General features: G+C 62.2%; 25 protein-coding genes and 2 tRNA genes. 14 read left to right on the forward strand and 13 right to left on the reverse strand.

The window, feature by feature from the left end:
* The first annotated feature begins 23 nt into the window (after positions 1–23).
* From JHW44_RS02925 to JHW44_RS02940, 4 genes are all read left to right on the forward strand, one after another.
* The gene (locus tag JHW44_RS02925; protein WP_089343652.1) at positions 24–689 is read left to right on the forward strand and encodes a uroporphyrinogen-III synthase; all 666 of its coding nucleotides are present in this window, start codon (positions 24–26) and stop codon (positions 687–689) included.
* Positions 690–784: 95 nt separating this feature from the next.
* Positions 785–2203, forward strand: coding sequence for a hypothetical protein (locus JHW44_RS02930; protein WP_089343651.1), 1419 nt, complete (start codon positions 785–787; stop codon positions 2201–2203).
* Positions 2204–2213: 10 nt separating this feature from the next.
* On the forward strand, positions 2214–3911 hold the full coding sequence (locus JHW44_RS02935) for a heme biosynthesis protein HemY (protein ID WP_089343650.1): 1698 nt from the start codon (positions 2214–2216) through the stop codon (positions 3909–3911).
* Between the two features lie 80 nt (positions 3912–3991).
* A tRNA-Thr gene (locus tag JHW44_RS02940) sits at positions 3992–4067 on the forward strand.
* Between the two features lie 91 nt (positions 4068–4158).
* Here the strand turns inward: JHW44_RS02940 and JHW44_RS02945 are convergent.
* The 5 genes from JHW44_RS02945 to JHW44_RS02965 all read right to left on the reverse strand — a co-directional run bounded on the left by JHW44_RS02945 (position 4159) and on the right by JHW44_RS02965 (position 8228).
* Positions 4159–4243, reverse strand: a tRNA-Leu gene (locus tag JHW44_RS02945).
* A 125-nt stretch (positions 4244–4368) separates the two neighbouring features.
* Positions 4369–5292 (reverse strand): arginase, encoded by a 924-nt coding sequence (rocF, locus tag JHW44_RS02950; RefSeq protein ID WP_089343649.1) that lies wholly within the window; start codon positions 5290–5292, stop codon positions 4369–4371.
* A 63-nt stretch (positions 5293–5355) separates the two neighbouring features.
* Entirely contained in the window at positions 5356–7074 is a 1719-nt protein-coding gene (metG, locus tag JHW44_RS02955) for a methionine--tRNA ligase (protein ID WP_089343648.1), read from the reverse strand.
* A 106-nt stretch (positions 7075–7180) separates the two neighbouring features.
* Positions 7181–7624 (reverse strand): NUDIX hydrolase, encoded by a 444-nt coding sequence (locus JHW44_RS02960; RefSeq protein ID WP_089343647.1) that lies wholly within the window; start codon positions 7622–7624, stop codon positions 7181–7183.
* A gap of 4 nt (positions 7625–7628) precedes the next feature.
* Positions 7629–8228, reverse strand: a complete 600-nt coding sequence (locus JHW44_RS02965) for a GcrA family cell cycle regulator (protein WP_089343646.1) — start codon at positions 8226–8228, stop codon at positions 7629–7631.
* Between the two features lie 133 nt (positions 8229–8361).
* On the opposite strand from JHW44_RS02965, the gene JHW44_RS02970 reads away from it, so the two are divergent.
* From JHW44_RS02970 to JHW44_RS02985, 4 genes are all read left to right on the forward strand, one after another.
* Entirely contained in the window at positions 8362–9165 is an 804-nt protein-coding gene (locus JHW44_RS02970) for an ABC transporter permease (RefSeq protein WP_245846921.1), read from the forward strand.
* A gap of 142 nt (positions 9166–9307) precedes the next feature.
* A complete protein-coding gene (locus tag JHW44_RS02975; protein ID WP_089343909.1) occupies positions 9308–10480 on the forward strand; it encodes an aspartate aminotransferase family protein in 1173 nt (390 codons plus the stop codon).
* A gap of 183 nt (positions 10481–10663) precedes the next feature.
* Positions 10664–11590 (forward strand): ornithine carbamoyltransferase, encoded by a 927-nt coding sequence (argF, locus tag JHW44_RS02980; protein ID WP_089343644.1) that lies wholly within the window; start codon positions 10664–10666, stop codon positions 11588–11590.
* Positions 11591–11775: 185 nt separating this feature from the next.
* Positions 11776–13767 (forward strand): PhoX family protein, encoded by a 1992-nt coding sequence (locus JHW44_RS02985; RefSeq protein WP_089343643.1) that lies wholly within the window; start codon positions 11776–11778, stop codon positions 13765–13767.
* 100 nt (positions 13768–13867) lie between these two features.
* On the opposite strand, the gene JHW44_RS02990 is transcribed toward JHW44_RS02985, so the two are convergent.
* Positions 13868–15463, reverse strand: a complete 1596-nt coding sequence (locus JHW44_RS02990; RefSeq protein WP_089343642.1) for a phosphoenolpyruvate carboxykinase — start codon at positions 15461–15463, stop codon at positions 13868–13870.
* A gap of 208 nt (positions 15464–15671) precedes the next feature.
* On the opposite strand from JHW44_RS02990, the gene JHW44_RS02995 reads away from it, so the two are divergent.
* From JHW44_RS02995 to JHW44_RS03020, 6 genes are all read left to right on the forward strand, one after another.
* Entirely contained in the window at positions 15672–16085 is a 414-nt protein-coding gene (locus tag JHW44_RS02995; protein WP_089343641.1) for an HPr kinase/phosphorylase, read from the forward strand.
* A gap of 33 nt (positions 16086–16118) precedes the next feature.
* On the forward strand, positions 16119–17132 hold the full coding sequence (gene rapZ / locus JHW44_RS03000) for an RNase adapter RapZ (protein WP_089343640.1): 1014 nt from the start codon (positions 16119–16121) through the stop codon (positions 17130–17132).
* Complete coding sequence (locus JHW44_RS03005; protein ID WP_089343639.1) at positions 17129–17551, forward strand: PTS sugar transporter subunit IIA; 423 nt, start codon at positions 17129–17131, stop codon at positions 17549–17551. Before rapZ ends, JHW44_RS03005 begins: the two co-directional genes overlap by 4 nt.
* Positions 17548–17826: an HPr family phosphocarrier protein gene (locus JHW44_RS03010; protein WP_089343638.1), complete on the forward strand. Its 279-nt coding sequence runs from the start codon at positions 17548–17550 to the stop codon at positions 17824–17826. The genes JHW44_RS03005 and JHW44_RS03010 overlap by 4 nt, the downstream gene beginning before the upstream one ends.
* A 7-nt stretch (positions 17827–17833) precedes the next feature.
* Positions 17834–18448 carry a TetR/AcrR family transcriptional regulator gene (locus JHW44_RS03015; protein WP_245846920.1) on the forward strand — a complete coding sequence of 205 codons (615 nt, stop codon included), beginning with the start codon at positions 17834–17836 and terminating at the stop codon, positions 18446–18448.
* An 84-nt stretch (positions 18449–18532) separates the two neighbouring features.
* On the forward strand, positions 18533–18934 hold the full coding sequence (locus JHW44_RS03020) for a DUF2852 domain-containing protein (protein WP_419182509.1): 402 nt from the start codon (positions 18533–18535) through the stop codon (positions 18932–18934).
* A gap of 40 nt (positions 18935–18974) precedes the next feature.
* Here JHW44_RS03020 and betC read toward each other — a convergent pair whose 3' ends face one another.
* The 7 genes from betC to JHW44_RS03055 form a co-directional block, all read right to left on the reverse strand.
* Entirely contained in the window at positions 18975–20468 is a 1494-nt protein-coding gene (betC, locus tag JHW44_RS03025) for a choline-sulfatase (RefSeq protein ID WP_089343636.1), read from the reverse strand.
* Positions 20465–21406: a choline ABC transporter substrate-binding protein gene (choX, locus tag JHW44_RS03030; protein ID WP_089343635.1), complete on the reverse strand. Its 942-nt coding sequence runs from the start codon at positions 21404–21406 to the stop codon at positions 20465–20467. The genes betC and choX overlap by 4 nt, the downstream gene beginning before the upstream one ends.
* A gap of 90 nt (positions 21407–21496) precedes the next feature.
* A complete protein-coding gene (locus JHW44_RS03035) occupies positions 21497–22372 on the reverse strand; it encodes a 3-hydroxybutyryl-CoA dehydrogenase (RefSeq protein ID WP_089343634.1) in 876 nt (291 codons plus the stop codon).
* A gap of 112 nt (positions 22373–22484) precedes the next feature.
* Complete coding sequence (locus JHW44_RS03040) at positions 22485–23411, reverse strand: electron transfer flavoprotein subunit alpha/FixB family protein (RefSeq protein ID WP_272850294.1); 927 nt, start codon at positions 23409–23411, stop codon at positions 22485–22487.
* Positions 23411–24169, reverse strand: a complete 759-nt coding sequence (locus JHW44_RS03045; RefSeq protein WP_272850295.1) for an electron transfer flavoprotein subunit beta/FixA family protein — start codon at positions 24167–24169, stop codon at positions 23411–23413. The genes JHW44_RS03040 and JHW44_RS03045 overlap by 1 nt, the downstream gene beginning before the upstream one ends.
* Before the next feature lie 135 nt (positions 24170–24304).
* Positions 24305–24877 (reverse strand): cob(I)yrinic acid a,c-diamide adenosyltransferase, encoded by a 573-nt coding sequence (locus JHW44_RS03050; RefSeq protein ID WP_089345748.1) that lies wholly within the window; start codon positions 24875–24877, stop codon positions 24305–24307.
* Positions 24877–25077: a twin transmembrane helix small protein gene (locus JHW44_RS03055; protein WP_089345747.1), complete on the reverse strand. Its 201-nt coding sequence runs from the start codon at positions 25075–25077 to the stop codon at positions 24877–24879. The genes JHW44_RS03050 and JHW44_RS03055 overlap by 1 nt, the downstream gene beginning before the upstream one ends.
* Positions 25078–25089 lie beyond the last annotated feature (12 nt).

The following is a 25089-nucleotide window of genomic DNA, read 5'->3' on the forward strand; positions in this document are numbered from 1 at the left end:
AACACCGCCCGGAAAGGATGCCAATGCCAACCCGCGCCAAGCCGGCGTTTCTGCTGACCCGCCCCGAGGATGATTCGCGCCGTTTCGCGGCATTGCTGCCCGATTTGCCGGTCGTGTTCTCTCCGATCATCCGGATTGTTCCGCTGCCCCATGACCGCGAGGCGCTGCTGCGCGCACCGGCGTTGGTGTTCACGTCGGGCCATGCAATCGCGGCCGCGGGCGAAGGGCGGGGCCGGCGCGCCTATTGCGTGGGGCCGCGCACCGCCGAACTGGCGCGGCTGGCCGGGTTCGATGTGGTGCAGGGGCCGGGCGATGCCGAGGGATTGCTGCCCATCCTGCAAGCTGCACCGGAACCCCTGGTGCATCCCCATGGACGGCATTTGGCAAAAGTGCTGCCCGTGCAGGGGGTTGTGGTCTATGATCAGCAATCATTGGCGTTGTCGGATCAGGCGCGGGCGCTGTTGCAAGCAGAGACACCGGTGATCCTGCCGCTGTTTTCGCCGCGCTCGGCCCGGCTGGTTGCGGCGCAGGTCAGGGATGCGCGCGCCCCACTCTGGGTTGCATCCATCAGCAAAGCGGCGCAACGGGGCTTTTCAGTGCCATGTGAACGCATGATTGTTGCGCCAACGCCGGATGCGGCAGGACTTGCCGCGTCCATTCGCCATATGTTGACAGGGGAACAATCATGAATACGGCGGGTTGAGCAAAAAGGCGCGTCTCATTAGGCTGAGGCCAACACCTTTGGCGGTGATGCCACCGTGGCATGCGATGACGGGGACAAAACGTGAAAAAGCCAGAAGAAATCAAATCCGCAAGCGACAAGAAGGCATCCGAGGCCGCCAAGCCCGGAAAAATCGTCGACAAGCCGGCAGAACCGGTCAGGAAGGCAGCCGCAAAGCCGGGCACGCTGGAGATGCGTGACACGGGCGCAGGTGATGGCAAGGCTGCCATGGCCGGTGGCGGCAAGATCGAGGCGGTCGAATCGACGCTGGTCGGTTCGGGTTCCGGCGGGCGTCCCGCCGCGCAGCCCAGAAAACCGGCTGATCCGGCCAAGGCTGGCGCAGCAGAGGGTACGGCGGACAAGGGGACGACGAATTCCGTCGCCCCGGAGAAATCCGCCGTCGCGGATAAACCTGTGGCCCAACCCGCTGCGGCCGAAGGGTCCGGGCGGGACACGGCAATTTCGTCCCCGGCGCAGAATGTCACCGTCAAGAAGACCGGTTTCTGGCCTGTCGTTCTGGGTGGCGTCGTTGCCGCGGGGCTTGGCTCGGCCGCGACAATCTGGGCGCTGCCGCATCTGCCAGCAGGCTGGTTGCCTGCTGCCCCCGAGGCAGGACCGGTCGCCACTGCCGAATTCGACCCCGCGCCCATCACCGCCGAAGCCGTTGCCAAGGCGCAAGAGGTAGCCAGACAAGAGGTCGACGCCCTGCGTGCCGAACTGGCGGCCAACCCGGCACCGGAAGGCACCGCGACTGATGCCGTGACCCCTGATCCGCGCATCGACGAAATCCTGGCGCAACTGGAGGAACAGGACCGGCGGATCGCGCAGTTGAGCGCCCAGCCCGGCATCGACCCCGAACTGGCGCAGCGCGTGCAGACCCTGGCAGACAAGGCCGCCGCGCTGGAAGGTCAGATCGCCGCGGCAGCCGAAAACGCCCAATCCACCATCGCCGCGGCCCAGGCCGAGGCGCAGAAACTGCAAGAGGCCGCCGCTGCAAGCACCCGCCGCGCGGAAGCCGTAGCCGCGATCGCCTCGTTGCAGGCCGCGCTTGACCGTGGCGTGACGCCGGATGAGGCGCGCAAGACGCTGGAAGATGCCGGTTTGCAGGCGCCCGAAGCACTGAACAAAGAGGTTCCCAGCCTGATCAGCCTGCAGGAGGATTTCCCCGATGCTGCCCGCGCGGCGCTGCGGGCTTCGCTGCGCAGCGACAGTGCCGAGGGCGGCAATGTGATCACCAACTTCCTTCGCGCACAGATCGGCGCCAGATCCGTCGCCCCGCGTGAGGGCGATGACGCGGATGCGATTCTCTCGCGTGCCAATGCCAAGGTCGAGGCAGGCGATATCGCGGCTGCTCTGACCGAATTGACCGATCTGTCGGATACGGCACGCAATGCGCCGTCAATGGCCGATTGGCTGAGTGGTGCAACAGCTTATCAGGACGCACATTCGGCCTTGTCCGATCTGTCGGCCACATCGAACTGAGGGCGCGATCATGCTTTTGTCATTGTTGAAAATTCTGTTCTTCTTTGCCGTCGTGCTGGCCCTTGCTCTGGGGGCGATGCAGCTTTCCGAAGTCGGAGAGACCCTGCGTGTCGAATATGGCGGGATCGAGATCGCGCTGACACCGGTCAAGGCGATCATCGCCGCGCTGGTGCTGATGGTGCTGATCTGGATTGCATTCAAGCTGCTGGGGCTGGCGGTTGCTTTCCTGCGCTTTCTTGCGGGCGACGACACGGCGATCAATCGCTTCTTCGCCCGCTCGCGTGAGCGCAAGGGATATGAAGCCCTGGGTGAAGGCATGCTGGCCGTCGCATCGGGCGAGGGCAAACTGGCGCTGGACAAGGCGACCAAGGCGGGGAAATATCTGGACCGGCCCCATATCACCAATGTTCTTTCTGCGCAGGCCGCCGAGGTTGCTGGAGACCGCGCCAAGGCCGAGGCCGCCTATCGCAAGCTTCTTGAAGACGAGCGCACCCGTTTCGTCGGTGTCCGGGGGCTGATGCGTCAGAAACTGGAGGCTGGCGAGACCTCGACCGCGCTGCTGCTGGCCCAGAAAGCCTATGCGCTGAAGCCGCGTCACAAGGAAATCCAGAACACATTGCTTGATCTGGAAATGCGCGAAGGCGATTGGAAAGGTGCCCGCAAGCTGATGAAAGAGCAGCGGCGTCAGGGCGAACTGCCCAAGGATGTACACCTGCGTCGCGATGCGGTTCTGGCCCTGCAGGAGGCCAGCGAGGTGCTGGCCGAGGGCAATTCGATCAGCGCACGCGAGGCGGCGATTTCCGCCAACAAGGCCTCGCCCGATCTGATCCCGGCGGCGGTGCTGGCCGCACGCAGCTATATCGCGCAGAAAGACACGCGCAACGCCTCGCGGGTTCTGGAAAAAACCTGGTCGGTGCGTCCGCATCCCGATATTGCAGCGGCCTATGCCGAGATCGTTCCCGATGAGACGCCGGCCGCGCGCCTCAAACGTTTCGAGCGCCTGATTCGCAAAAGCCCCGACTCGGAAGAGTCGCATCTGCTCAAGGCCGAGTTGCTGCTGGCTGCCGAAGACTTCCCGGGTGCGCGTCGTGCCCTGGGCGACCTGGCGGAAAAGCATCCGACGGTACGCACGTTGTCGATCATGGCCGCGATCGAGCGCGGCGAAGGCGCGGACGACAGTGTCGTGCGCGGCTGGCTGGCCAAGGCGCTGACGGCCTCGCGGGGGCCGCAATGGGTGTGCGACAGCTGCCATAATGTCATGGGGGAATGGGCTCCGGTCTGCGACAGCTGTGGCGGTTTCGACACGCTGACCTGGCGCGAGCCCGATCCGGCGCGCAATGCTGCGCCGAATGCGCATGGGGCCGAGATGTTGCCGCTGTTGGTCGGACCCGCTGTGGCGACCAGAACCGAAGCCGAGGCGCCGGATGCCGCCAAGGAGATGGAGCCGTCGGACAAGGACAGTGCCCAAGAACCCGCGCAGGAAGAGCCGGCCAGGACCAGCAAGGTCGAGGTGGCGGATGTCGCGCCCGGCATGGTTCCCCATGAGAGCGACTATGTCGAGGTCGACGTATCCGACAAGGCCTCTGCCGCGCCCAAGGCGGATGTGGAAACCGATGTCGAAACGACGCCAGTGCGCCCCGATGTCGAGCCCGCGGTCGAGATCGATTGGTCCGACACGAGCAAATCCGGCAAGCGTCAGCAGGGTTGAATGGCAGGCAGTGCAAAAAACCCGAGATAGGCTCTTCCACTTGTCGTTCGAACCTGCTATCCGGCCCCGCACAACCTGATGCCGGTGTAGCTCAGCTGGTAGAGCACGTCATTCGTAATGATGGGGTCGGGGGTTCGAGTCCCTTCACCGGCACCAGGGTTGAAACAGAAAAGGCCGGTCCTTGTGACCGGCCTTTTCTGTTGTTCCCGACAGTGTTTTTCGGACGGATTCCCTTACAGGAAGAAAGTGGTGCGGGCGGCGGGAGTCGAACCCGCACGGGCCAGGCCCTAGCGATTTTAAGTCGCTTGTGTCTACCGTTCCACCACGCCCGCATCTGGGCGTGAAATCCACGCGCCAGCCCGATGTGGCTAGCCAAGCGCCGCGAAATAATCAAGGGGCGGCGCTAGCTCTGGTGTCCTGTGCGGTATCACGCCGGAAAGGGCAGTCGCGCTGCTTGCTAGCCATAGCTGCGGGTCGGGCGGTCGAACACCTTGCGCCCCATCAGCGACCCGACCAGATCCACCATTAATTTGGCCGTGCGTCCGCGCTCGTCCAGAAAAGGGTTCAGCTCGACCAGATCCAGCGAGGTCACAAGCCCCGATTCGTGCAGCAGCTCCATCACCAGATGGGCTTCGCGGAAAGTTGCGCCCCCAGGCACCGTGGTGCCCACCGCAGGAGCGATGGAAGGGTCGAGGAAATCCACATCCAGCGAGACATGCAGCAGCCCATTGGCGGCCCGCACACGGTCCAGAAAGCCTCGCAGCGGCGCGACGATGCCATGTTCGTCCAATATCCGCATGTCATTGACGGTGATATCGGTCAGCTGCATGGCGGCATGTTCGGCGGGGTCGACGCTGCGAATGCCGAACATGCAGATATTTTCGCCCGGAATCGGGGCAGGAAATGGCGGGAAGGGATCAAACCCGGCATTTCCATGCGCATAGGCCATGGGCGTGCCGTGCAGATTGCCCGAGGTGGTCGATTCCACGGTATGGAAATCGCTGTGCGCGTCCAGCCAGATCACGAATTGCGGGCGTCCGACCCTGGCCGCATGGGCGGCAATACCGGCGACAGAGCCAAGCGCCAGCGAGTGATCCCCGCCCATGATGATGGGCATGCCATCCGGCATCGCGGCCTCGGTCGCGCTGCGCAGCGCCCTGGTCCAGGCGATCGTCTCGGGCAGATGATGCACGGCGCCGTTCCGGCAGGTCTCGGCCCCAAGTGGCGCCGGAGAGACATCGCCGCGATCCTCGGAGGTATGGCCAAGATCTTCCAGCGTCGCGGCCAACCCTGCGGTGCGATAGGCCGAAGGGCCCATCAGGCAGCCGGGGCGGCGCTGTCCCTCATCCACCGGCGCGCCGATCAGGATGCAATGTGTCATCTGGTTCTCCTGTCCGTTTCGCTTCGAGCTAAGACCCCAAGCGCCGGAAAGTCCACCATCAGATCAGCTGCGCACGCCCTGGAAGCGTTCCTGCCATTCGCTGCGCTGATCGTCGGTGATCTTGGCAAACAGCACATCGGGGACGGTAAAGGCATGACCGGCGGGCAACATGTTCAGCGCGGCATTTACGTCATCGGGCCAGTCGCGATTGTCCGTCTGCATGGCCTGAAGCATGCCGTCGGCGGCAAAGGGAATGAAGGGGGCTGAAAGAATCGCATAGAGGCGAATCAGGTTCAGACCCAGCCGCACCTGCATTGCCGCCGTGTCGGGATCGGTCTTGAAGGTCGACCAGGGCGCGGCATTTTGCAGATATTCATTGCCCAGCACCCAGATGCCGCGCAGTTCGGCGGCGGATTTGCGGATCTCCATGCGCGACATGGCGGATTCATAGGCCCGAATGCGGGTGCTCAGCGCCTCGATCAGCGTGGCCTCGGCCTCGCCATATGCGCCACCCTCGGGAACGGCCTCGCCGAATTTCGACCGGCAGAACTTGGTGATCCGGCTGACGAAATTGCCCAGAACATCGGCCAGATCCTTGTTCACCGATTGCTGGAAGTTTTCCCATGTAAATTCGCTGTCGCCCGATTCCGGGGCATGGGACAGCAGCCACCAGCGCCAGTAGTCGGCAGGCAACAGCTCCAGCGCGTGATCCATGAAGACGCCGCGGCCCTGACTGGTCGAGAACTGCCCGCCATCATAGGTCAGATAGTTGAAGGACTTGATGTAATCGACCATTTTCCACGGCTCGCCCGAACCCAGCTGGGTGGCGGGGAAGGACAGCGTGTGGAAGGGGACGTTGTCCTTGCCCATGAACTGGGTATAGGTGACATCCTCGGCGCCTTCGTCCTTGCGCCACCAGCGGCGCCAGTCCGCGTCGGGCAGGCCGTGGGCATCGGCCCATTCCGCCGTCGCGCCAATATATTCGATCGGAGCGTCGAACCAGACATAGAAGACCTTGCCCTCCATGCCGGGCCAGTCGTCCTCGCCATGCTTGACGGGAATGCCCCAGTTCAGGTCGCGGGTGATGCCACGGTCACGCAGGCCGTCGCCGTCATTCAGCCATTTCTTCGCGATCGAAGTGGTCAGAATCGGCCAGTCGGTCTTGCTGTCGATCCATTCCGCGATCTGCTCCTTGAGCGCGGACTGGCGCAGGTAGAGATGCTTGGTTTCGCGGACTTCCAGATTGGTGCTGCCCGAAATCGCGCTGCGCGGCTCGATCAGATCGGTGGGATCAAGCTGCTTGGTGCAGTTTTCGCATTGATCGCCGCGCGCCTTGTCATAGCCGCAATTGGGGCAGGTGCCCTCGATATAGCGGTCCGGCAGGAAGCGTCCGTCATCGATGGAATAGACCTGCTTTTCGGACACTTCGCGGATATAGCCGTTGTCGGCCAGCTTGCCGGCGAAATGTTGGGTCAGAGCGCGGTTGCGATCGCTGGATGAGCGGCCATAGTGGTCGAAGGACAGGCCAAAGCCCTTGGCCAGCGCGGTCTGCACGCCATGCATGCGCGCGCAATATTCGGCGACCGGTTCGCCGGTCTTGGCTGCGGCCAGCTCGGCCGGGGTGCCATGTTCATCGGTCGCGCAGATGAACATCACCTCGTTGCCGCGTGCGCGCAGGTAACGGGCGTAAAGATCGGCAGGCAGCTGCGATCCGACGAGGTTCCCCAAATGCTTGATGCCGTTGATATAGGGCAGGGCAGAGGTAATGAGGTGGCGGGCCATGGCGATGCGTCCTTTTCGGTCGCGGCCTATCTAGCCGCGATGTCAGCCAAATGAAAGTGGGGCTGACCGCTCCTTTGCGCCAGGGCGCAGGCAGGGCCGTCCCGGGTCACGCCCGGACATGCCGCACGTCCTGACGGCGCGAAACGGCCTGCCGCAGGATGTCCTCGACATGGCTGGACAGCGGCACCGCACCGGCCAGCACATGCGAGATCGGCATCCATGCCGCATCCAATGCGTCATCGGCGGCGACAGGTTCTCCCGAGACATAGTCACACAGAACCGCCGCCAGCAGGAAATGAAACTGCAACTGTCCGTCCGGGTCGCGCAGAATCAGATCGACATTGTCAAGGTAATGGCGTGGCGTGGCCGTGACGCCGGTTTCCTCCAGCAGTTCGCGGCTGGCTGCCGCAAGTGCCGTTTCGCCGGTCTCGACATGACCGCCGGGAAAGCCCCAAAGTCCCGCATCGGGCGGATTGCGTCGCCGTGCCAGCAGGACATCTTCGCCGCGCAGGGTTACGGCCAGCGCGGCAAGTCTTGGGAAATTGGTCAAGGAATCAGCGCCGGCGGTCGCGGCGCGAGCTCATCGGCTGGAAGGCGACGCCGACATGGGCTTCGCAATAGGGTTTGCCGGGCTGGCTGGGCAGACCGCAGAACCAGAACTTGTCCGTCGCGGGATCGCCGATCGGCCATTTGCAGGTCCGTTCGGTCAGTTCCATCAGCGTCAGCTTGCGGGATTTCTTTTCGACCTCGCGTACCGAGGCCAGGGCTTCGGGGCTGATTTCATTGGCCGAGGGCTGCGGCGGCAGCGGCTGGCCGGCCGGAACGATGGGCCGGCGCGGCGTGGGCGTGAATACCGGCTGCGGCGCGAGCTGTTCGGCCATCGGCTCGGGCTTGGCGCTTGCGGGCTCTGCCGCGGCTGCGGGTGCTGCCTTGGGGGCCGGCGCGGGTTTTTTCTCGGCCTCTTTCTTCACCACGGGCTCGGGCGCTGGTGTGGCTTCGGGCTCTTCGGTGCGATTGGACAGGCCCAGGCGATGAACCTTGCCGATCACGGCGTTGCGGGTCACACCGCCCAGTTCCTTGGCGATGGCGCTGGCCGATTGGCCTTCGCTCCACATGCGTTTCAGAGTCTCGACACGTTCATCCGTCCAGGACATGGCTGCCTTTCCGGGCGGGTCTGACCTGCCGCCCCATCTTGAAACCTTCGATTGACCCCGTCAGAAACGGGATGCCGAGATTTAGCGTTTGAGACGCGGGAATTCAAGGACTGCAAGCATGGAGCGCATCAGAATGAGTGAGCAACCCGCGATGGGGGTGCGTCGGTTCGGCCAGGTGAACTGGCTGGGACTGTATACGTTGGCCCGCCGCGAAGTCATGCGTTTCATGGCTGTGTGGCAACAGACGATCTTTGCGCCGCTGATGACCGCTGCGCTGTTCGTGCTGGTCTTCGCGCTGGCATTGGGGCAGGGGCGGGGCCAGATCATGGGGTTGCCCTATCTGCAGTTCCTGGGGCCGGGCATCCTGATGATGACGGTGATCCAGAACTCCTTTGCCAATACCTCCAGTTCCATCACCTCTGCCAAGGTGCAGGGAAATATCGTTGATACCCTGATGCCGCCCCTCTCCGCCGGAGAGCTGCTGACCGGCTATCTGGCCGGATCGGTGGTGCGGGCCAGCCTGGTCGCCACGGTGATCGGAACGGGTATGGTCCTCGTCACCGGTGCCGGGATCGCGCATCCGCTTTGGGCGATCGCCTTCGTCCTGCTGGCGGCGCTGCTGCTGGGTGGCCTGGGGATTCTGGCGGGAATTCTTGCGCAGAAATTCGATCAGATGGCGGCGATCACGAACTTTCTGATCACGCCGCTGTCCTTCCTGTCTGGGACGTTCTACTCGGTCGATGCGCTGCCAGAACCCTTCCGCACGCTGTCGCACTGGAACCCGATCTTCTATCTTATCGACGGCGCGCGCTATGGCGTGACGGGGGTCAGCGATGCGCCACCGCTGCGCGGCTTTGCGGTCTGCCTGTTTGCGGTGGTCTGCGTGCTGTCGCTGGGATGGCGCTGGTTCAAAACCGGTTATCGGATGAAAGCGTGATTGCGCGAAGGGCAAAAGCAGGCTATTGGCCTTTGCATGATCATCTGGACCGCCATAGTTGCCCGTCCCCGACGTTGACGCCTCGTCACCGTCCGATCCCGCCTGCCTTTTCAAATCTGTCATGCCATTCGGGGAATCTGCCATGATTTCGCATGTCCTGCCGACCTATAATCGCGCTCCTCTTGCCTTTGAACGGGGGGAAGGCGTCTGGGCCATTGCCACTGATGGCACCCGATATCTTGATCTGGGGGCCGGTATCGCGGTCAATGTTCTGGGGCACGCCAATCCCGAACTGGTCGCGACGCTGACCGAACAGGCCGGCAAGATCTGGCATGTGTCCAACCTGTATCAGATTCCCGAACAGGAAAAGCTGGCCGACATGCTGGTCGAACACAGCTTTGCCGATACGGTCTTCTTTACCAATTCCGGCACCGAGGCCGCCGAACTGGCGATCAAGATGGTGCGCAAATACTGGGATCATGCAGGTCAGCCCGAGCGCATCGAGATCCTGACATTCGAGGGTGCCTTCCATGGCCGCTCGACCGGGGCGATTGCTGCCGCGGGATCGGAAAAAATGGTTGCGGGCTTCGGGCCGCTGATGCCCGGTTTCCGGCAATTGCCCTGGGGCGATATCGATGCGCTGAAGGCCGCGATCAGCGAAACCACAGCCGCTGTCATGATCGAGCCGGTTCAGGGCGAGGGCGGCATCCGGCCCATCGCCGACGAGGATCTGCGCCTGATCCGCGAGTTGTGCGACCAGACCGGTGCGCTGCTGGTTCTTGACGAGGTTCAATGCGGCATGGGCCGGACGGGTCGCCTGTTCGCGCATGAATATGCGGGGATCGCGCCAGATATCATGATGGTCGCCAAGGGCATTGGCGGAGGCTTTCCTTTGGGGGCCGTGCTGGCCACGGAAAAGGCCGCCAGCCCGATGTCGGCGGGGACCCATGGTTCGACCTATGGTGGCAACCCGCTGGCCTGCGCCGTAGGCACCAAGGTCATGGAAATCGTTGCCGATGAGGCATTCCTTGCCGAGGTGAACCGAAAATCCGCATTGATGCGGCAAAAGCTGGAAGGGCTGGTCGCCAGCCATCCGTCCGTCTTCGAGTCAGTGCGGGGGCAGGGGCTGATGCTGGGCCTGAAATGCAAGGTCTCTCCGGCCGATCTGGTCCGCGCGGGTTATGAGCAGCATATCCTGACGGTTCCGGCGGCGGATCATACGCTGCGGTTGTTGCCGCCCCTGAACATTTCCGATGACGAGATTGCCGAGGCCGTGGCCCGGCTGGATCGCGCGGCGGGGATGGTCGATGCCTGATCAGCGGAACCTTCGGGCCCCTTGTGTCGGTGGCGCGCGCAGGTGTGCGGCGCGGCGACGACAGGGCGGTGCCGCCTGAAAACCTGCCGGGGCCAAGGCCTGCGGCGCAAACAGCCGCAGCATTTCCCTTGACCCCGGCTTTTCAAGCGGGCTTGCTGCACCAAACCGCTGAAAGACAACGTGATGACGCATTTTCTGGATATCCATAAGACGTCGAAAGACGATCTCCGGGCCATTATTGATCAGGCCCATGCCATGAAGGCTGCCCGCAAGGACCGCCCCAAGGGGGCCGCCGATGACGAGCAGCCGCTGGACGGGCGCATGGTTGCGCTGATCTTTGAAAAGCCTTCGACCCGGACCCGCGTCAGCTTTGACATCGGCGCGCGCCAGATGGGCGGTCAGACCATGGTCTTGTCGGGCAGCGAGATGCAGTTGGGGCATGGCGAAACCATCGCCGATACCGCGCGGGTGCTGTCGCGCTATGTCGATCTGATCATGATCCGCACCTTCGAAGAGGCCACCCTGCAAGAAATGGCAGAATATGCGGATGTTCCGGTGATCAACGGGCTGACCAACCGCACGCATCCCTGTCAGATCATGGCAGATGTGATGACCTTCGAAGAGCATCGCGGGCCGATCGCGGGCAAGAAGATCGTATGGGTCGGCGATGGCAACAATGTCTGCGCCAGCGTGATCCACGCGGCGGGGCAGTTCGGTTTCGATTTCACCTTCACCGGCCCGGTGCAGCTGGACCCCGAATCCGAAGCGCTGGAATTCGCGCGTGCCCAGGGCGTTCGGGTCGAGATCGAGCGCGACCCGGCCAAGGCGGTGGAGGGCGCCGATCTGGTCTTTGCCGATACCTGGGTCAGCATGCATGATCCGCAATCGGCCAAGGAACGCCGCCATAATCAGCTGCGCGGATATCAGGTGAATGAGGCGCTGATGGCGAAGGCCAGGCCGGATGCTCTGTTCATGCATTGCCTGCCCGCCCATCGCGAGGATGAGGTGACCAGCGCGGTCATGGACGGCCCCCATTCGGTGATCTGGGACGAGGCCGAAAACCGGCTGCATGCCCAGAAGGCCGTGATGCGCTATTGTCTGGGGCTGTGATCGTCTGACATCGGATGATGTAGCGCCCGCCCCAACTGGCGGGCGTTTTACATTCTGGCTGCGGGCAAGGGCGTGTCGGGAAAGCGTCGCGATCCCGTCGCATCTCTGTCACGAGGCGGCTTTATCTCTGGCGGCGACATACCTGCCACCGGCGGGTTTGCCTTTCGTTCAGCCAGGAGACCGCCATGCGCGACCAAGACTCTTCCCGCCATGTTTTCCGGACCACCCAACTTGAAGCGGCGGATGGCCCCGGCCTGAATCCCACCGGCAATCGCACGATGGGAGAGATCATCGCGGCGCGCTTTTCCCGCCGCGGCTTCCTGCGTGGCTCGATGGCTTCGGTGGCAATCACCGCAACGGTCAGCCCGATGGCAATGCTGGCCGCCGATGACGCCAAGGCGCAGGGTGCCGTCGAGGGCAGCCGCTTCAGTTTCCCCGAGGTGAAGGCCGGCGTGGATGCCGATCATCACGTAGCAGAAGGCTATGATGCCGATGTGCTCTTGCGTTGGGGCGACAAGATCTTTGCCGACGCGCCGGAATTCGATCCGGAAAACCAGTCCGAGGCCGCGCAGGAACGCCAGTTCGGATACAACAATGATTTCGTGGGCTTCATCCCGCTGAACGGGGCACATGACCACGGGCTGCTGGTCGTGAATCATGAATACACCAATGACCACCTGATGTTCCCGGGGATTGTCTCCGTGAAGGATGGCAAGGTCACGGTCGCCCCCGCCACCGAGAACCAGGTGAATATCGAGATGGCGGCCCATGGTGGCACCGTGATCGAGATCCGCAAGGTCGATGGAAAATGGCAGACGGTGCTGGAGGGCAGGCAGAACCGCCGTATCACGGCCAAGACCGAAATGGAGATCGCCGGTCCGGCAGCGGGTCATCCGCGCATGCAGACCAAGGCCGACCCGCAAGGCCGCTCGGTGCTGGGCACGATCAACAATTGCGCCGGTGGCGTGACGCCCTGGGGAACCTATGTCATGGCCGAGGAAAATTTCCATGGCTATTTCATCGGTGAACTGCCCTCTGACCACCCCGAGGCCCGCAACTATGCGCGCGTGGGCGTGCCGGGGGCCAGCTATGACTGGGGAAGGTTCCATGACCGTTTCGACATCAGCAAGGAACCCAACGAGCCGAACCGCTTTGGCTGGATCGTCGAGGTCGATGTCAATGACCCGACATCGGTCCCCAAGAAGCGCACGGCGCTTGGCCGTTTCAAGCATGAGGGTGCCGAAAGTGCCGTGGCCCGTGATGGGCGCGTGGTCTTCTATCTGGGCGATGACGAGCGGTTCGACTATGTCTACAAGTTCGTGACGGCGGGCAGATTCGACCCCGAGAACCGCGCTGCGAACATGGACCTGCTGGACGAGGGCACGCTGTATGTGGCGCGGTTTGACGAGGACGGCAGTCTCGTCTGGTTGCCCCTGGTGCAGGGCGAAGGCCCGCTGACTGCGGAAAACGGTTTCGAAAGCCAGGCGGATGTGCTGATCGAAACCCGTCGCGCCGCCGATTTGCTGGAGGCGACGCCGATGGACCGCCCCGAGGATATCCAGCCCAATGCCGATACCGGGCGTGCCTATGTCATGCTGACCAACAATACCAAACGCGACGAGGCGAATGCTGCCAATCCCCGCGTCGAGAATGCGTTCGGCCATATCATCGAGATCATCGAGGATGGCGAAGACATCGCCGCGACCAAGGGGCGCTGGGAAATCCTGGTGAAATGCGGTGACCCTTCGGTTGCCGAGGTCGGGGCGACCTTTTCGACGGCCACGACAGAGGATGGCTGGTTCGGCATGCCCGACAATTGCGCGATCGACGCCGAGGGGCGTCTGTGGGTCTCGACGGATGGCAACTCTCCGTCCAAGACCGGTCGCACCGATGGGTTGTGGGCGATGGACATCGAAGGTGCGGCGCGTGGAACCTCGCGGCTGTTCTATCGCGTGCCGGTGGGCGCGGAACTGTGCGGCCCCTGTCTGACTGAAGACATGACAACCTTCTTTGTCGCGGTGCAGCACCCTGCTGACGAGGGCGAGGGATGGGATGAGTTCGGGCGCCCGTCCTATTACGAGGATCTTTCGACCCGCTGGCCGGATTTCGACGATGCGATGCCGGTGCGTCCGTCGGTCGTGGCGATCACGAAACAGGGTGGCGGGAAGATCGGCTGATGCCTTCCTCGACCTGAATGTCGGGTGGCCGCGGGCCACCCGACGCCAAAGAAAAAGGCCGCGCATCTGCGCGGCCTTTGTCTTGTCGGATGGAGCGGGATCAGCCGATGGCTGCCGCGCGGACCTCGTCATCGATGCCATCCAGATATTGCGCGAAGTTGTCGCTGAACATCTGCACCAGCTTGGCGGCCTGACGATCATAGGCTGCGCCATCGCTCCAGGTGCGGCGCGGATCCAGCAGCACGTCGGACACGCCAGGCACCGAGACCGGGACATCGAAGCCGAAATTCGCATCCTTGCGGAATTCCGCGTCATTGAGGCTGCCGTCCAGCGCGGCCGAGAGAAGCGCGCGGGTTGCCTTGATCGGCATGCGCGACCCGGTGCCGAAGGCACCGCCGGTCCAGCCGGTGTTGACCAGCCAGCAGCTGGCGCCATGCTGGGCGATCTTGTCGGCCAGAAGCTTGCCGTAAACTTCGGGGCGGCGCGGCATGAAGGGGGCGCCGAAACAGGTCGAGAAGGTCGGAATCGGCTCGGTCACGCCAACCTCGGTACCCGGGGTCTTCGAGGTGAAGCCCGACAGGAAGTGATACATGGCCTGCGCCGGGGTCAGCCGCGCGATCGGCGGCAGGACGCCATAGGCGTCGCAGGTCAGCATGATCACGTTCTTCGGATGGCCGCCAAGGCTGGTCGCGGAGGCGTTCGAGATGGCCTCGAGCGGGTAAGCACAGCGCATGTTGTCGGTGATCGAGTTGTCTTCGAAATCCAGTTCGAAGGTGTCCTCGTCATAGACCATGTTTTCGATGACCGTGCCGAACCGCGTCGTGGTGGCATAGATTTCCGGCTCGGCCTTGGGCGACAGGTTGATCGTCTTGGCGTAGCAGCCACCCTCGAAATTGAAGATGCCCTTGTCGGACCAGCCGTGTTCGTCATCGCCGATCAGCACGCGGCTGGGATCGGCCGAGAGCGTGGTTTTCCCGGTGCCCGACAAGCCAAAGAACACGGCGCTGTCATCGGGGTTGCCCGGCGCGTGATTGGCGCTGCAATGCATGGCCATGATGTTCTTGCCCGGCAGGATGTAGTTCAGCAGGGTGAAGACCGATTTCTTGTTTTCGCCAGCATAGGCGGTGTTGCCGATCAGGATCAGCTTCTTGTCGAAATTCAGCGCGATGACCGTTTCGCTGCGGCAGCCGTGACGGGCCGGATCGGCCTTGAAGCTGGGGCAGTTGATGACGGTGAACTCGGGCGCGAATTCGGCCAGTTCGGCCATCTCGGGGCGGCGCAGCAGATGGCGGATGAACAGGCCATGCCAGGCAAGCTCGGTCACGACACGAACGTCAAGGCGTTCTTCAGGGTCGGCACCCCCGAAGAGGTCCTGCACGAAATAGTCACGACCCTTCATGTGTTCCAGCATATCGGCATGCAGCCGGTCAAAGGCATCAGGAGCCATGGGCGCATTGTTTTCCCACCAGATCGAATCTTCGACCGAGGGTGTGCGGACGACGAATTTGTCCTTGGGCGAACGTCCGGTATGGGCACCGGTTGACACCAGCAAGGTGCCGCCCTGACCCAGTTTGCCCTCGCCGCGCGCGACGGCTTCGTTCATGAGAGCAGGCTCGGAGAGATTGTAATAAACCCGGCCGAGGCCTTCGAAACCTTGATCTTCCAGCCGGCAATTCGGGTTTACACGCGTGCTCATGTCAAAACGCTCCTGACTTCAGTTAAGGCCTGCGACAGTTCCATGACGCAGTATGAGCGGCCTATAGCACCGCGCGAGAGTCAAAAAAGTGAGGGAGCGCAAACGGTAGCGCAAACACAACATGTTATCGCAAACAAGAACGTTCTATAAAGACTCGGGTCGGGAAATTCAGCATTTCGGACAAGGATTGGACCCGGAGGTGATTCGCATGTGCCAGATGCATGGTACGACCATATCGATGAATGGGCGCGGATTGCTGATTCTCGGACCTTCGGGTTCAGGAAAATCTTCTCTGGCTCTGCAACTTATGGCGGTGGGTGCGGAACTGGTTGCTGATGACCGCACGGATCTGCGTCGTGACGGAGATGCGATCATCGCCAGCTGTCCCGAGGTCCTGGTTGGACAGATCGAGGCGCGCGGGGTCGGGATTCTCGCGGCAATGACCTCTGACCCTGTGCAATTGCATGCGGTTATCGATCTGGGGCAGCAGGAAGAACAGCGATTGCCATTGGAACACGAGCTTGAGCTTCTGGGATTGCGTCTGCCCCTTGTTTTCGGCCCTTATCGGCCACATCTTTATGCTGCTTTGCGGCAATTTCTGTTGGCCGGTCGCATGATGTGACCGGAAACGTGAAAGGAGCTTCGGAGGGCGTTCATGGAAGATCGCGGTTTGACCGAATATGATCTGGCTGGCCGACGCGAACAGGCACAGCGGCTGGTTCTGGTGACGGGGCCGTCCGGGGCCGGGCGGTCAACGGCCATCAATGTCCTTGAGGATCTGGGTTTCGAGGCCATCGACAACCTGCCGCTGTCGCTGATTCCGCGCCTGCTGGACGGGCCGGTACGGCCGGATCCGCTGGCGCTGGGGCTGGATGTGCGCAACCGGGATTTCTCGACCTCGAATGTCATCGAGCTGATTGACCGTCTGACCCGCAATCCCAACTATGCGCCAGAGGTGTTGTTTCTGGATTGTGCGCCGGATGTGCTGGTGCGGCGCTACAGCGAAACGCGCCGCCGCCATCCATTGGCCCCGGACAGTTCGCCGCTCTCTGGCGTCACCGCGGAAATCGATCTTCTGTCCCCGATCCGTGCTCGGGCGGATGTTCTGGTCGATACATCGGAACTGACGCCCCATGATCTGAAGGCCGAGCTGAACCGATGGTTCGACATCAGGCCGGACGGTCGGCTGACGGTGTCATTGCATTCCTTCAGCTATAAGCGCGGGGTGCCGCGCGGGGTCGATCTGATGTTTGACTGTCGGTTCCTTGCCAATCCGCATTGGGAGCAGGCGCTGAGGCGAAAGACCGGGCGCGACCCCGAGGTCCAGGCCTATGTTCAGGCCGACCCGCGATTCGGTGAATTCTTTGACCGGATCCGCGATTTGCTGCTGTTTTTGCTGCCCGCGCATCTGGAAGAGGGCAAATCGCATCTCTCGGTAGGCTTTGGGTGTACCGGAGGGCAACACCGTTCGGTCACTCTGGCTGAAAAGATGGCGGTCGCGCTTGCAGATGCCGGCTGGCCGGTGTCAATAAGGCATAGGGAATTGGAGCGTCGGCTGCCGACGTCCGCATCTGTTCACGAAGTGGAAACGGGCGAGGTTGGGCCTTCCCGTGAATCTCGTGTCGATGCCGGGCGCGGCGAGGCGCCTGTTTTGGGTGATAGGCGTTGATTGGAATTGTCATCGTAGCGCATGGCGGACTTGCCCGGGAATATCTTTCCGCGGTCGAGCATGTCGTTGGTCCGCAGTCAGGGATTGCGGCGGTTGCGATCGAGGATGATCACGACCGGATGGCGAAAACAGCCGAAATCCAGGACGCGGCGAATTCCGTCGATGATGGCAATGGCGTGATCGTGGTGACTGATCTGTTCGGAGGATCGCCATCGAACCTGTCGCTGCCCGCATGTGCAATGCGCGACCGCAGCATTCTATACGGCGCCAATCTTCCCATGCTGGTCAAGCTGGCCAAGTCGCGCCATCTCTCGGTGCCCGATGCGGTCACTTTCGCCAAGGAGGCGGGGCGCAAATATATCAACTCTTACAACGTGCCGGTCGAGGCCGTTTTCAACACCGGAACGCCTGCAACATGACGCAATCCGTGACGCGCGAGCTGTCGATCATCAATGAAAAGGGGCTGCACGCCCGCGCCAGCGCCAAATTTGTCGATATCGTCGAAAGATTTTCCTCTACAGCCATGGTCGAAAAGGATGGAATGAGCGTGTCGGGCGACTCGATCATGGGGTTGCTGATGCTGACCGCACCGCGCGGCAGCAGCATCAAGGTGACAACAGAGGGTCCGGATGCCGTCGAACTTGCCGACGCGCTGGAGGCACTGGTGGCGGATTATTTCGGCGAAGGCATGTAGGCCTGCCGTGGCAGAACGCAGATCCTACCATCACGGGAACCTTCGTCAGGCCCTGGTTGATGCAACTGCCGCGCTGATCGAGGAACTTGGCCCACAGGCCTTCACGATGTCCGAGGCCGCGCGCCGGGCCGGGGTGTCGGCGGCGGCGCCCTATCGGCACTTCAGGGGGCGCGACGATCTGATCGAAGAGGTCGCGCGACAGGGTTTTCTGGAATTTGCCGACAGGCTGGAGGTCGCATTTGATGACGGCGCGCCGACGGTTCTGACCGCATTCCTGCGGATGGGGCAGGCCTATCTTGATTTTGCCGGGGAACGTCCGGGTTTCTATATGGCGATGTTTGAATCGGGCATCTCCATTGCCGGAAAATCGGAGCTTTCAGCGGCGTCCGACCGTGCGCAGGGCGTCCTTTTGCGCGCCGCCGATGCGCTGGCCAGCCGGATGCCGAAGGATCGCCGTCCTCCGTCGCGCATGGTGGCCAATCATGTCTGGGCGCTCAGTCACGGCGTGGTCGAACTTTTCTCGCGCGGCAAGCCGGGCGGGCGAAGCTCGGTCGAACCCTCGGAAATGCTGGAAAGCGGCGTCATCATCTATCTGCGCGGCCTTGGCCTGATCCCCAACTGAAAAATTCGGGCAAATGTCTTGATTCAGCCAGTTTTGCGCCCATCTATGTAAATGTGATTAACATTAACATAGGGAGAACGCAGGATGCACAGCGCATCACAGAACTTTTCAGCCCAGATGATGGCGTCACGCGCAACGGGGCCCTTGGGCCGCGCCCGTGACTGGCTGGACGAAAGGGGCCGCCCGGCATGGATCGTTGCCATGGTCCTGGGATTCGTGGCTTTCTGGCCGGTCGGACTGGCCATTCTTGGTTATATGATCTGGAGTAAACGCATGTTCGGATGCAGCAAACGGACCCATCACCGTCACTATTCTGCCGCGCCAACGGGGAACACGGCCTTCGATTCCTATCGCGAGGAAACCCTCAAGCGACTGGAAGACGAGCATGGAGAGTTCATGGCCTTCCTGCAGAAGCTGCGTGAAGCCAAGGACAAATCCGAGTTCGATCAGTTCATGGATCAGCGCGACGCGAAAACGGGCAACTGATCCCGAAGTTGGATGGGGCCGGAATCTCCGGCCCCTTCGCTTATTCTCCGCGGGGGAACCTCTGGTTCTCTTCCAGCACGTTCAGGTCCATGTGATTGCGCATATAGCGCTGGCTGGCATCCAGGAACGGTTGGTGGTCCCAGGCACGGTACTTTCCGTTCCGCAGGGCCTCATAGACGACCCAGCGGCGTGCCTGAGATTCCCGCACCTCGGCATCGAACCGCGCCAGATCCCAGCGCGCGGCGGCCATGTCGCGCAACCTTGCAAGATCCTCGGCATATGCCGGGTCGGTCGCAAGATTGCGCCTTTCGCCGGGATCGGCCTGCAGATCGAACAATTGTTCGGGGTCGGCTTGGCAGGAAATATACTTCAGATGCCCGTCACGCAGCGCGACAAGAGGCGCGATACTGCCCTCGGCGGCATACTCCATCGGGACGGGGCCCCGATTGGCACCGCCATCTGCCAGGGATTCCCCATCGGTCCAGGGCATCACCTCGTCCATGTCCAGCCCGGCCAGGTCACAGATCGTGGGAACCACATCGATGGTGCTGACCGGCTGATCCACCCGGCCCACCGGCATGTCGGGGGACGAGATCATCAGCGGGACCCGCGATGAACCTTCATAGAAGCTCATCTTGAACCACAGCCCGTGTTCGCCCAGCATGTCGCCGTGATCGGAAAGGAACAGGATTATTGCCTCTTGCCGGGTGCGCTCCAGCACATCCATGATCTCGCCGATCTTGTCATCGACATAGCTGATATTGGCGAAATACCCCTGACGCGCGCGACGGATATTGTCGTCCGAGATGTTGAAATTGCGCCAGTCATTGGCGTCCATCAGGCGTTGCGAATGCGGGTCCTGTTCATCATAGGGGATGGCTTCGGGCGGCTCCAGTTCGGGGATGCCTTCATACAGGTCCCAATACTTGCGTCGCGCCACATAGGGGTCATGGGGATGGGTAAAGCTGACGGTCAGGCACCAGGGCCGCTCATCCTCGCCCCGCGCCAGATCATAGAGCTTGCGGCAGGCGTTATAGGCGACCTCGTCATCATATTCGAGCTGGTTGGTGATCTCTGCCACACCCGCGCCGGTGACCGAACCCATATTGTGATACCACCAGTCGATCCGTTCGTCCGGCTTGCGGTAATCAGGCGTCCAGCCGAAATCGGCCGGATAGACATCGGTGGTCAGACGTTCCTCATAGCCATGCAACTGATCGGCACCGACGAAATGCATCTTGCCGCTGAGACAGGTCTGATACCCCGCCCGGCGCAGGTGGTGGGCATAGGTCGGAATGTCCGAGGCGAACTCGGCCGCATTGTCATAGACCCCGGTGCGCGAGGGCAGTTGCCCGGAGACGAAGCTGGCGCGCGCCGGGCCGCAAAGGGGGCTGCCGGTATAGGCATTGGAAAAACGGGTCGAGCGGGCGGCCAGCTTGCGCAGATTCGGGGTGTGCAGGAAATCGGCGGGACCGTCGGGAAACAGCACCCCGGACAACTGGTCAACCATGAAGATCAGGATATTCGGTTTCATTGCTGAACGACCTCCTTGACCGCTTCGATACCGGGTTTGCCGTCCAGCGTGGTCACGCCATCAAGCCAGGCTTCCAGACGTTCGGGGTGTTCGGCAATCCAGGCCGATGCTGCCTCTGCCGGATCCATGCCATCATTCAGGATATCCCCCATCAGCGCGTTTTCCATGGGCACGTCAAAGGTCAGCTGGCGCAGCAACCTGGCGGCATTGGGGCAGGATTCGACCCATTCGCGGCGGGCAAGCGTGTGGACGGTTGCGCCGCCGAAATCGGGCCCGAATTGTGCATCTCCACCGGACAGATAGGTGATGTCGATGGCCTCGTTCATGGGATGGGGGGCCCATGCCAGGAAGACCGATGGCGTTCCGGCGGATTCATTGCGTCCGACTTGGGCCAGCATGGCCTGTTCGCCGCTTTCAACCAGCGTCCAGTCACCCAGCCCGAAGTCATCGGCCTCGATCATCGCCTGAATGGACTGATTGGCCGGTGCGCCCGGCTCGATGCCATAGATCTTTCCGTCAAAGGCGTCCTTGTGGGCGTCCAGATCGGCAAAATCGGCAACGCCTGCCTCGGCACCGGGCTTGTTGACCGCCAGAGTGAATTTCGCGCCTTCCAGGTTTTGCACCAGTTCCTCGATGCCACCGTTTGCATCCAGATCGTCGCGGAATTTCTGCTGGGCGGGCAGCCAGTTGCCCAGGAACATGTCGGTCTGACCGTTCTTCAGGGCTTCATAGCCAACAGGTACGGACAGGGTGGCGATGTCGGGCGTATATCCCAGCGCTTCGAACAGAACCGCTGCCACGCCATTGGTGGCCGCGATGTCGGTCCAGCCGGGGCCGGAGTAACGTACCGTTTCGCAACTTGCCGCGTCGTCGGCTGATGCAGGCAGCGCAGCCCCTGCCAGCAAGGCGGCAAGGGATGTCATTTGAACGAGTCTCATCAGATTTCCTCCGGTTACATACGGTGACTGGTCAGTTGATTGTCTGACCAGTCAATAACCGAAGTTCAACCTGAGACCGTCCGAAAACGACTATCTTGTCGGAACTGGCGTCTCGCCGCGATAATCATAGAAACCGCGTCCGGTCTTGCGGCCAAGCCATCCGGCCTCGACATATTTGGTCAGCAAGGGGCAGGGGCGGTACTTGGTATCTGCCAGCCCGTCATGCAGCACATTCATGATCGCCAGACAGGTGTCCAGCCCGATGAAATCGGCCAGTTCCAGCGGTCCCATGGGGTGATTGGCGCCCAGTTTCATCGATTCATCGATGGATTTCACATTCCCGACGCCTTCGTACAGCGTATAGACCGCCTCATTGATCATCGGCATCAGGATCCGGTTGACGATGAAGGCGGGGAAGTCTTCGGCGCTTGCGGCGGTCTTGCCCAGCTTGCGAACCACCTCGTGCAGGGCCTTGTAGGTCGCCTCGTCGGTGGCAATGCCGCGGATCAACTCGACCAGCTGCATTACCGGGACCGGATTCATGAAGTGGAACCCCATGAATTTTTCGGGACGATCGGTGCGGCTGGCCAGCCGGGTGATCGAAATCGAGGATGTGTTCGACGTCAGGATGGTGTCGGGTTTCAGATGCGGCTGAATATCCTCGAAGATGGCTTGCTTGACGGATTCGCGTTCAGTGGCGGCTTCGATGACCAGATCGGTCTGACCCAGATCGGCCAGATTCAGGGTCGTGGTGATTCGGGCCATTGCGGCCTTCTTGTCCTCGGGCGAGATCCGCCCCTTGCTGACCTGACGTTCGATATTCCTGTCAATCAGCGCGATGGCCTTGTCCAGAGCCTCGCGACTGATATCGCTCAGCAGGACGTCGAATCCTGCAAGCGCAAAGACATGGGCGATGCCGTTGCCCATCTGACCTGCGCCGATCACGCCAACCGATTGTATCGCCATCTCCGTACCCTCACGTCTTGATCGCGGGGACGATAGGGCGGGGCGCGGGTCGTCGCAATGCAAAACCGCCCCGAAACATCGGGGCGGTTGAAATGCCGGATTGATCGGCTGTTTACAGCTTGTCGGTCAGTTCCGGGACAGTCGAGAAGAGGTCACCGACGAGTCCGTAGTCCGCGACCTGGAAGATCGGGGCTTCTTCGTCCTTGTTGATGGCGACGATGATCTTGCTGTCCTTCATGCCCGCCAGATGCTGGATCGCGCCCGAGATGCCCACGGCGACGTAAAGCTCGGGGGCGACGACCTTGCCGGTCTGGCCGACCTGATAATCATTGGGCGCATAGCCGGAATCGACCGCCGCGCGCGAGGCGCCGACCGCCGCGCCCAGCTTGTCGGCCAGTTTCTCGATGATCGCGAAATCCTCTTTCGAGCCGACGCCGCGACCGCCCGACACCACGCGACCCGCCGAGGTCAGCTCGGGGCGGTCACTGGTGACCACCTCGTCGGCAACCCAGCTGGACAGGCCCGGATCGCCCGCCGCGGCCACGGCTTCGACCGGCGCCGCGCTGCCGTCACCGGCGGCGTCAAAGCTGGCCGTGCGCACGGTCAGAACCTTCTTCGCATCCGCCGATTTCACCGTCTGGATGGCATTGCCGGCATAGACCAGGCGCTCGAAGGTCTCGCCATCCACCACGCCCGAGACATCCGAGATCACCATCACGTCCAGCAGCGCCGCAACGCGAGGCATGATGTTCTTGGCATCGGTCGTGGCCGGTGCGGCGATATGGTCGTAATCACCCGCGAGGCTGACCAGCAGCGCCGCGGCGGGCTCGGCCAGGCGATGACCATAGAGCGCATCCTCGGCCACCAGGACCTTTGCCACGCCCTCGATCGTGGCAGCCGCCTCGCCCGCGGCCTGTGCCGAGGCCCCGGCGCAGAGCACCGTCACATCGCCCAGGGATTTCAGCGCGCCGACCGCCTTGGCGGTGGCATCGCGGTTCAACTCGCCATTCGTGACTTCACCCAGCAACAGAACAGCCATCACACAACCCCCGCTTCTTTCAGTTTCGATACCAGCTCATCGACCGAGCCGACCTTGATGCCGGCCTTGCGGCCCTCGGGCTCGCGCGTGTTGACCACGGCAAGGCGCGGGGTCACATCGACGCCCAGATCCGCGGCGGTCTTTTCCTCCAGCGGCTTCTTCTTGGCCTTCATGATGTTGGGCAGGCTGGCATAGCGCGGCTCGTTCAGGCGCAGGTCGGCGGTGACGATGGCCGGAAGCCGGACCTCGATGGTCTGCAGGCCGCCATCGACCTCGCGGGTGACCCTGGCGGCATCGCCCTCGATCTCCAGCTTGCTGGCAAAGGTCGCCTGACCCCAGCCCAGCAGCGCCGCCAGCATCTGGCCGGTCGCGTTCATGTCGTTGTCGATCGCCTGCTTGCCCGCGATCACCAGGCCCGGTGCCTCCTCGTCGATCACCGCCTTGAGGATCTTGGCCACCGCCAGAGGCTCGATATCGGTATGCACGTCATCGGCCGCAATCACCAGGATGGCACGGTCGGCCCCCATCGCAAGGGCCGTGCGCAGGGTTTCGGCCGCCTGCTTGACGCCGATGCTGACCGCGACAACCTCCGTGGCGACGCCCTTCTCCTTCAGACGGATCGCCTCTTCCACGGCAATCTCGTCAAACGGGTTCATCGACATCTTCACATTCGCAAGATCAACACCCGATCCGTCAGCCTTGACACGGGCCTTAACGTTGTAATCAATGACCCGCTTTACCGGTACAAGTACCTTCATCGGCCTTTCTCCCTTGATTGTATATCTTCGGCTGCGGCAAGTGTTAGCGACAGGTCGATGGCATTTACAGGGCAAAAACGTCCCTGAATATGCCTTTTGCGGCCATCAGCTGAGCTTGCAGGAAACTGTTGTCCGCTAACGGCTTGCACCCGGCACCCAGAGGATATCCGCATTGCCATTGTCATTCGCCTGACGTGAGGCCACGAACAGCCAGTCCGACAGCCGGTTGAGATAGCGTACCGCCACCGGATTGGCATCGCCCCCCGCGGCCAGTTCGGTCGCGCGCCGTTCGGCTCGACGGGCAACGGTCCGCGCCAGATGCAGATGCGCGGCCAGGGTGCTGCCACCGGGCAGGATGAAGCTGCGCAGGGGCTGCAACTCGGCATTCATCCGGTCAATCTCGCGTTCCAGACGTTCGACCTGGGCGTCGATCATGCGCAGCACGGGATATCCGGCCTGATCATCTGCGGACATATCCGGCCGCGACAGATCCGCACCCAGATCGAACAGGTCATTCTGGATGACGGCCAGTTCCTCGGCCATCTGTCCCTGGGCATGCAGCCGGCACAATCCCAGCGTGGCGTTCAATTCATCCACCGAACCATAGGCCTCTACACGCGGGTCATGTTTGGCGACCCGGCTGCCGTCTGACAGCGCCGTGTCGCCCTTGTCGCCGGTGCGGGTATAGATCTTGTTCAGAACGACCATCAGCTTGACCTCAGCCAGATGAACAGCAGGATCAGCGCTATGGCGACCGCCTGGGCGATGATCCGCCAGCGCATCAGCCGATTGCCGTGTTTGCGGTTGAATTCGCCGCCGCGCGCGAAGCCGCCGATGCCCGTGGCCAGAATGCCCAGCACGATCAGGACCGCAAGGACGACGATGTAGAAGAGTGGCTTGTCTTGCATGGGAACCGCCTT

Source organism: Paracoccus seriniphilus, assembly GCF_028553745.1.
In the GTDB taxonomy this organism is placed as follows: domain Bacteria; phylum Pseudomonadota; class Alphaproteobacteria; order Rhodobacterales; family Rhodobacteraceae; genus Paracoccus; species Paracoccus seriniphilus.